Source organism: Calothrix sp. FACHB-168, from assembly GCF_963889195.1.
In the GTDB taxonomy this organism is placed as follows: Bacteria; Cyanobacteriota; Cyanobacteriia; order Cyanobacteriales; family Nostocaceae; genus Aulosira; species Aulosira anomala_A.
Genome location: NZ_CAWPNJ010000075.1, coordinates 21,801 through 30,455 on the forward strand (window position 1 = coordinate 21,801; position 8,655 = coordinate 30,455).

Genomic DNA, 8,655 nt, shown 5'->3' on the forward strand with positions numbered 1-8,655 from the left:
AGAATAATGCTATCAATCTATGTTTCTGATATCGGCTTGACACGGGTTAACTCCTGTAGCTGGTTTTTGTTTGAAAATTCTGTGCAGAGAAAAAATATACACATCTCACAGAAGGCTTTAATTCAATAGACTACCAAAAAGCTTGTCACTAGAAAATCATGAATCCTAGCTACTGAGTTATCAAAAAAGATGACGTAAGTAAAATTAAATGTTCTAGTGTTTTGCAGAGTACACACATGATAATCTGAGAAATGGAATCAGTATAAATACAGATTTAGCGATCGCGTTTTGCTCTAGAGCTTTGAGTCGTGGGAGTGGGGAAAGTGAAAAAACTAGGCAGGGGTAGAAAAGTTAGGCGATCGCATTGTAGTGCAAAAAAAGCATCGCCTACTTCGGTTTTGTTGGGATGCTTGGGTGCGTTAGCGAAGCTTTCCTGGGGAATCGCACAGTTTACCGTTGGAATTGCCGCTTTCATCAGTCCAGCTTTGGCTCAAAGTAACATAGTACCGGATAATACATTAGGTTCTGAGGCTTCTAGGGTAATATTCAACTTTAACGGCACTCCCAACGAGGTGATTGGAGGTGGAGCGCAACGGGGACAAAATTTATTCCACAGTTTCCGAGAGTTTAATGTTGGTGAAAATCGAGGAGCTTATTTTTTTGTTTTCGATCCAAACATTCAGAATATTTTGGCACGGGTAACGGGAAGTAATCGCTCGGAGATTTTAGGTACTTTGGGGACTCGGCAAGTAATTGATGGCAATTTTTTCCGTTCTAATGCCAATCTATTTTTGATGAATCCCAATGGGATTATTTTTGGCGGAAATGCCAGTTTAGATATAAATGGTTCGTTTTATGGGACTACTGCAAACGGGATTCAATTTGGAAATCAAGGAAATTTTAGTACAATTAATCCTCAGACACCTGGGGTATTAACTGTTAACCCATCGGCTTTATTTTTTGATGCAGTAGCAAAACAAGGTGTTATAAATGTTAACCAATCACTTTTAGGAGTAGCACCAGGTAAAAACCTGGCTTTGCTTGGTGGTGATATTAGCTTAAATAACAGCACCTTAAAGGCTTTTGGTGGAAGGATTGAACTTGGTGCGAGTGGTGGAACAGGAACAGTAGGAATAAATCAGGATGGTAGTTTTAGCCTACCAGAAAGCCTAACACGCGCAAATATAAGTATCTCCAATTCTTTGCTAGATGTAACGGCTGATAATGGTGGAAGTATTGCAATTAATGCTGGCAATTTAAATATTTCAGGCAGCACGATACAAGCTGGTATTTCTTCTGGATTAGGAACAGTTGATAGTCAAGCTGGAGATATTACGATCAACTCCACAGGTAAATTACAGATCGCTCCTCAGAGTTTCATTAGAAATTGGGTGTTTCCTAATGCCATTGGTAAAGGTGGTGATATTCGCATTAATACAGATTCAATGACCTTTAATGGTTTTGGTTCTGGTTATATTAGCGCTAGCACTTGGGGTAAAGGTGATGCTGGTAGCGTTGTTGTTAATGCGGAAAATGATATTACACTAAATGGAAGCCTTATATTCAGTATTGGGGAAACAGGTGCAGACGGGAATGCTGGAAATATTGATATTTCAACTCAGAACCTTTTGGTTACTTTTGGTGGACAGCTAAGTACTAGTATTTTAGGCAAAGGGGATGCTGGTAACGTTACGATAAATGCGCGTGATCGCATTACTCTCGAAAGTACCAGTCCAAATGGTCAATTTCCTAGCGCAATTTATAGCGAAGTAGTAAATTCAACCTCCGAGGGTAATGGCGGAAATATCAACATTACTACTGGCTCGCTTTTTGTAAAAAATGGCGCTCAACTCAGAGCTAATACCAACGGGAAAGGTAATGCCGGTAACATTTCTATTGAAGCAGGCAAGACTATTTACTTTGATGGAATCAGTTTTAATGGAGAAACTTTCAGTGGCGCTTTTAGTTTAATTAGCAACCAGGGTGAAGGTAATGGTGGGGATATAGATATTCGTACAAATTCTTTTTCTATTTCAAATGGAGCGCGGATTAGTGCAGCAACTTTTGGCAAAGGTAATGCGGGAAACATAAATATTGAAGCTCAAGATCGAGTTATTTTCGTGCAGACAACCCAGAATAATATTTTGAGTGGTATTTTTAGTACGGTTGAATTAGGTGGAGAAGGTAATGGAGGTAATATTGATATTCAAGCTGGTTCATTGTTAATAACTGAAGGTTCGCGAGTTACTGCATCGACTTTTGGTACAGGAGATACAGGTAATATTCGCATAAATGTGCGCGATCGTATCTCCCTGACAGGAACCAACGCAAATGGTAATTTCTTCAGTGGTATTTTAAATACCACTGAAGGAGTCAAGGGAGACAGCAACGATATAAATATCACAGCAGATTCCCTCTTTGTTACCGAAGGAGGTATTGTTGCTACGTCTAGCCTTAGTGAAGGTAGAGCCGGTAATATCACCATTAATACTAAAAACATAGTAGTAGATGGAATATCTAGTAATGGAGCCTTTACCAGTGGTATCTTCAGCACGATTGAACCTTCAGGTAAAGGAGAAGGAGGCAATATTGGAATTAACACCAACTTACTCACGCTTAACAATGGAGGAGTTATTAATGCATCGACTTCTGGTCGGGGGAATGCAGGTAGTATAAAAATAGATGCAGATGATATCACGTTAAAGGGAACAACACCAAATGGCAGATTTACTAGTGGTTTAGCAAGCGGAACTACTGCTATTGGTTCGAGTGCTAATGCAGGAAATGTAACACTTACTACTAGGCTTTTAAATATCCGTGATGGAGCATTAATTTCTACCCAAACTTTCAATCAAGGTAAGGGAGGAGATTTAAACGTAACTGCCCGTGAGTCTATCAATTTAGCTGGTACTTCAACTTTATCAAGCGGTCAAGTTATTCGCAGTGGTTTATTTACAACAACTTCCGGTTTAGGAGCAGCAGGAAACATAAAAATATTCGACACCGGACTTATCCAGATGCAGAATGGAGGGCAAGTTTTAGCCTCTACTTCAGGACTAGGCAAGGGTGGAACAATTGACGTAACTGCTGATAGGATAGAGTTAGAAGGTATTTCAACAAATCAAAAATTTCCCAGTGGCTTTGGCAGTGAAACTTCCTTTTTAGGTTCGAGTGCAAATGCAGGAGACGTGACACTGACAACTAGAATCTTAAATATTCGTAATGGCGCACGTATCTCAACCGAAAGTTTTAACCAGGGTCAAGCAGGAAATTTAACCGTAACAGCTAGCGAATCTTTAAATATAACTGGTGTAGGTATTCAGAATACTAACACTGTTGGTAGCGGTTTATTTACATCAACACGAAATTCTGGAGCGGCAGGAAATTTAAGAATTGTTAATACTGGACTTTTAAAAGTGCAAGATGGTGGAAGCGTTAGAGCTTCTACGTTAGGGCAAGGTAGCGGTGGAAATCTAGAGGTAACTGCTGATACTGTCGATTTAATCGGACTGTCAGCTAATGGTCTATTGCGTAGTGGTTTAGCAAGTGAAACTACTGGTATTGGTTCGAGAGCCAATGCAGGAAATGTAACACTTACTACTAGACTTTTAAATATTCGCGATGGAGCATTAATTTCTACCATAACTTCTAATCAAGGTCAGGGAGGAGATTTAAACATAATTGCTCGTGAATCTATCAATGTAGCTGGTACTGGGACACTATCAACCGGTCAACCAGTTCGTAGTGGCTTGATCACAGAAGCGTTTGGCTCTGGTGCAGCAGGTAATCTGAAAATATTTGATACTGGACTCATCAAAATAGAAGATGGGGCAGGAATTTCCGCTTCTACTTTTGGGCAAGGTCGTGGTGGAAATATAGATGTAACTGCTGATAGCTTAGAATTAGAAGGTGTTTCATTTAAGAACCTTTCCCGCAGTTTTTTAGGAAGTGAAACAGCTGGTATTAGCCCAAATGCTAAGTCAGGAGATGTAACGCTTACGACTCGAATTTTAAATATTCGTGATGGTGCCCTCATATCAACTGATGCTTCTAATCAGGGTCAGGGAGGTAATTTGACCGTTACTGCCCGCGAATCATTAAATGTGCTTGGCACGAGTACAATAGCAAAAAATTCATTTCAAATTTTTTACAGAAGTGCCTTATCAACAGGAACTATAGGTTCCGGAGCAGCAGGCAATTTGAACATTACGGATACAGGACAAATTTTAATTGCCGATGGTGCGGTGATATCTGCTTCGACTTCAGGACAAGGTAAAGGTGGAAATATTAATATCAATGCTGATAGCTTTGATTTGAAGGGTATTTCCACAAATGGAAGATATCGCAGTGTTTTAGAAAGTGAAACCAAGGGAACTGATTCAAATGCGAATGCAGGAGATATAACAATTAAAACTCGAAACTTAAACATTCGAGATGGCGCACTCATATCAACCGAAACTTCCAATCAAGGTAAAGGAGGTAACTTAACTGTAACAGCAACTGAATCTTTGCAGATATCTGGCATAACTAGTTTCTCCAACGGTGGATTTTTCCGAAGTGCTATATCTACCCTAACTCAAGGGTCTGGAGAAGCAGGGAACTTGAAAATTATAGATACTGGACTTATAAGAATTCAGGAAGGAGCAGCAGTATTTGCCTCCAGTATTGGTCAGGGTAAAGGCGGAAATATAAATATAGATGCTGATTCTGTAGAGTTAAGTGGTGCCTCTGCAAATGGGCGATTTTTAAGTTTTTTAGGAAGTGAAACTACTGCTGCTAATTCGAGAGCAGAAGCAGGGGATGTAACAATCACAGCCAGAAATTTAAACATTCGCGATGGCGCACTTATATCAACCCGAACCTTAAACCAAGGTCAGGGAGGAAGTTTAACAGTAACGGTACGTGAGTCATTGAATATTTTTGGTACTAGTACTCAAAATGGTCAAGTTTTTAGCAGTGGTTTGTTTACATCGACTTCGGGTTTAGGAGCCTCTGGTAACATCAAAGTATTTGATACCAATCGCATTGTAATCAGTTCAGGAGGGCAGATTTCAGCTTCAACTACTGGCTCAGGACAAGGTGGAAATATTGAAGTAAATGCTGATACTATAGAGTTAATTGGAGTATCTAATACTAATCAAGCTGTTAGTGCATTGGCAAGCGAAACTTCTGGTAAAGATTCAATTGCAAATGCGGGAGATATAACAGTCACAAGCAGACTTTTGAGCATACGCGATGGGGCACGCATATCAACCCAAACTTTTAATCAAGGTCGGGCAGGAAATTTAACTATTAATGCTCGTGAGTCATTGAATATTCTTGGTACTGGGACTCAAAATGGCCAAATTTTTGGCAGTGGTTTGTTTACATCGACTGCGGGTTTGGGAGCCTCTGGTAACATCAAAATATTTGATACCAATCGCATTGTAATAGGTTCAGGAGGGCAAATTTCGGCTTCTACTTTTGGGGAAGGGAAAGGTGGAAATATTGAAGTAAATGCTGATACCATAGAATTAATCGGAGTCTCTAATAATAATCAAGTTGTTAGTGCTTTTGCAAGCGAAACTTCTGGTAAGGATTCAATTGCAAATGCGGGAGATATAACACTCACAAGCCGAATTTTAAACATTAGGGATGGCGCACTCATATCAACCCAAACTTTTAATCAAGGTCGTGGAGGAAATTTAACTATCAATGCTCGTGAGTCATTGAATATTTCTGGTACTGGGACTCAAAATAGTAGAATTGTTGGGAGTCGATTGTCTACGGAAACCTCTGCTTCTGGAGCATCTGGTGACTTGAGAATTATTGATACAGGCAGCATTAGAATTGAGGGTGGAGGAACAATTTCAGCCTCTAATAGAGGGCAAGGTCACGGTGGAAATATAGAAATAAATGCTGATACTTTAGAAATATTTGGAATAGCTTCTAACGGTCAATTTGTTAGTGCTATCGGTAGTGAAACTAGTGGTGCTAATTCGAGTACAGACGCAGGAGACATTACAATCACTGCGAGAAATTTAAACATTCGCGATCGCGGGCTAATTTCAACTAGGAGTTTTAATCAAGGTAAGGCAGGTAACATTAATATTAATGTTGATAAAAATTTAAATCTTACAAATGGTAATATTCTGACTTTCTCCAGACAATCATCAGGAGGAAGTGTTAATGTTAATGCTGAAAATATTCGCTTTTTCGGAGACAGTAACATCTCTACCTCCGTTGTTAGCGGTGCTGGTGGCGGTGGAGACATAAAACTTACAGCAAACTCTATTCTCGCCTTTGGGGACAGTGACATTTTCGCGTTTGCCCAAGATGGGAAAGGTGGTAACATCACCTTTGATACACCAGCTTTCTTTGGACAAAATTATCGTCCCGCAACTCCTGGTACTAATCCACTGACTTTAGAAGAAAATAACCGAGTAGATATCAACGCTAGCGGTGCTGTATCTGGTGTAATTGTTCTACCTGATACAGGTTTCGTACAAAACAACCTGGGCAAACTTCCCCAAGACGCGATTGACACTAACGCCCTCATCGCCAATAGTTGCATAGCCCGCAGAAATCAACAACAAAACGGTTCCTTCTTCATCACAGGTTCCGGTGGTGTAGCTGTACGTCCTGGTGATGCTCCGCTTCCTTCCTATTCCACTGGAGATGTGCAACCAATCCCAGCAGAATCAACAACATTACCTACACAAAAACGACCCTGGCAAATTGGCGATCGCGTTATCGAACCAACTGGAGTATACGAACTGCCAAATGGCAAACTTGTACTTGGTAAAGAATGTTAATTTTCTATAAAGGAGAGACAAAAGCGGTGCAACAGGTGCTTCAAAAAATAATGATTTCGGTATTGGCGATCGCCGCTTTTAATCCAATTTCTCTCACCGCAACAGCCCAATCAACTCCCCCTGCTGGTGTCAATATTCCGCCAAATATTCCCGAACAAATCGAAACTATTCCCAAAAACCCTGAACCTCTTGCCCCTGCAGAAATTCCTTCTCCTGCTCCCACTTCTCCACTGCAAACACCTTCTAATGAACAACTTCCTCAACAACCCTCTCCTACAACTCGGAAGTTTTGTGTTAAGCAAATAAATATTTTGGGTAATACTGTTCTCAACAATACAATTGCGGAAATCAAGTCAGAATATATAAGAAATATAAAAAAATGTGAATTTACCTTTGATAATTTAATTGAGTTGCGGACTAGAATTACCCAGCTTTACTTTGGCAACGGTTACGTCACTTCGGGAGCATTTATTTCCCCCGATAATGACAACAATTTTGCCAAGGGTATAGTCACAATTCAAATAGTAGAAGGACAATTAGAAGGTATTGAAATAAAGGGATTAACCCGCTTACAAGAAGGATATGTAAGGAGTCGTTTGCAAATCGCTACCAAAGCACCATTAAACAGCAAACGCCTTGAAGAAGCATTACAACTATTACAAATTGACCCCTTACTAGAACAAGTCAATGCCGAATTAACAGCAGGACGCGCCCCTGGTTTAAACATTTTACAAGTACGTTTAAAAGAAGCTCCTGCTTTTAATGGTGGTATTATTATTGCTAATAATCAATCCCCCAGTGTCGGCTCAATTCAAGGTAGCGTTTATACCAGCTACAACAACCCATTGGGTATAGGAGATAAATTCACGGCTGAATACGGTTTAACTGATGGATTAAACTTATATAGTTTAGGCTATAGCTTACCAGTAAATGCCCGTAATGGTTCTCTGAGCTTTCGCTATAGCAACAATAACAGCAAAATTATTGAATCCGACTTTGAAGAGTTAGGTATCCGTAGCGACTCTGAGAGTTTTTCGGTTGCTTTTCGTCAACCTGTGATTCAAAAAGTAGAAAGCGAATTAGGTTTGGGTATTGGTTTCGATGTCCGTCGCAGCCAAACTTACATACTTGATGACATTCCTTTTTCCTTTTCTGAGGGGCCAGAAGATGGTAAATCAAGAGTTGCGGTAATTAGATTTACCCAGGATTGGGTAAAAAGAGATGCTACCAGAGTTTTAGCAGCGCGATCGCAATTTAGTTGGGGTATCGGTGCATTTAACGCAACTATCAACGATTCAGGAACAGATGGACGTTTCTTTTCTTGGTTGGGACAGTTTCAGTGGGTACAGCAATTATCTCCCAGAACCTTAATGCTTGCCCGTCTCAACACCCAATTAACCCCAAATTCGCTGTTATCCATAGAAAAGCTGAGTCTTGGTGGTGTGGATACAGTTAGGGGATATCGCCAAAACCAACTGGTATCAGATAATGGAGTGTTAGCATCAATAGAATTTCGCCTTCCCCTCAGCAATCAATTAAAAACAGTTCAATTAACGCCTTTTTTTGAAATTGGTGGTGGATGGAACAACCGCGCTGAAAATCCCGATCCTGGTATAATTGCTAGTCTTGGTACAGGTTTGCGCTGGCAAGTTACACCTGATTTAAATCTGAGTTTAGATTATGGAATTCCTTTAATTGCAGTCAAAGATAAGGGGAATTCGCTGCAAGATAACGGATTATATTTCTCTTTGAATTACCAACTGGAGTTTAGACTAAATGGAAGCAAACAGAAAATAACAGCAACAGATTTACTGAACTAAAAAAATACACCATAAACGGGTAGGGGAAGCGCCCCAAAAAA

3 protein-coding genes are annotated in these 8,655 nt (G+C 40.1%); 2 read left to right on the forward strand and 1 reads right to left on the reverse strand.

Annotated elements, in window-relative coordinates:
- Positions 1 to 274: 274 nt before the first annotated feature.
- Entirely contained in the window at positions 275 to 475 is a 201-nt protein-coding gene (locus AACW45_RS34420) for a hypothetical protein (protein WP_190637508.1), read from the reverse strand.
- A gap of 10 nt (positions 476 to 485) precedes the next feature.
- On the opposite strand from AACW45_RS34420, the gene AACW45_RS34425 reads away from it, so the two are divergent.
- Positions 486 to 6,794, forward strand: a complete 6,309-nt coding sequence (locus tag AACW45_RS34425) for a two-partner secretion domain-containing protein (RefSeq protein WP_190637510.1) — start codon at positions 486 to 488, stop codon at positions 6,792 to 6,794.
- Positions 6,788 to 8,614 carry a ShlB/FhaC/HecB family hemolysin secretion/activation protein gene (locus AACW45_RS34430; RefSeq protein ID WP_190637512.1) on the forward strand — a complete coding sequence of 609 codons (1,827 nt, stop codon included), beginning with the start codon at positions 6,788 to 6,790 and terminating at the stop codon, positions 8,612 to 8,614. Before AACW45_RS34425 ends, AACW45_RS34430 begins: the two co-directional genes overlap by 7 nt.
- Positions 8,615 to 8,655 lie beyond the last annotated feature (41 nt).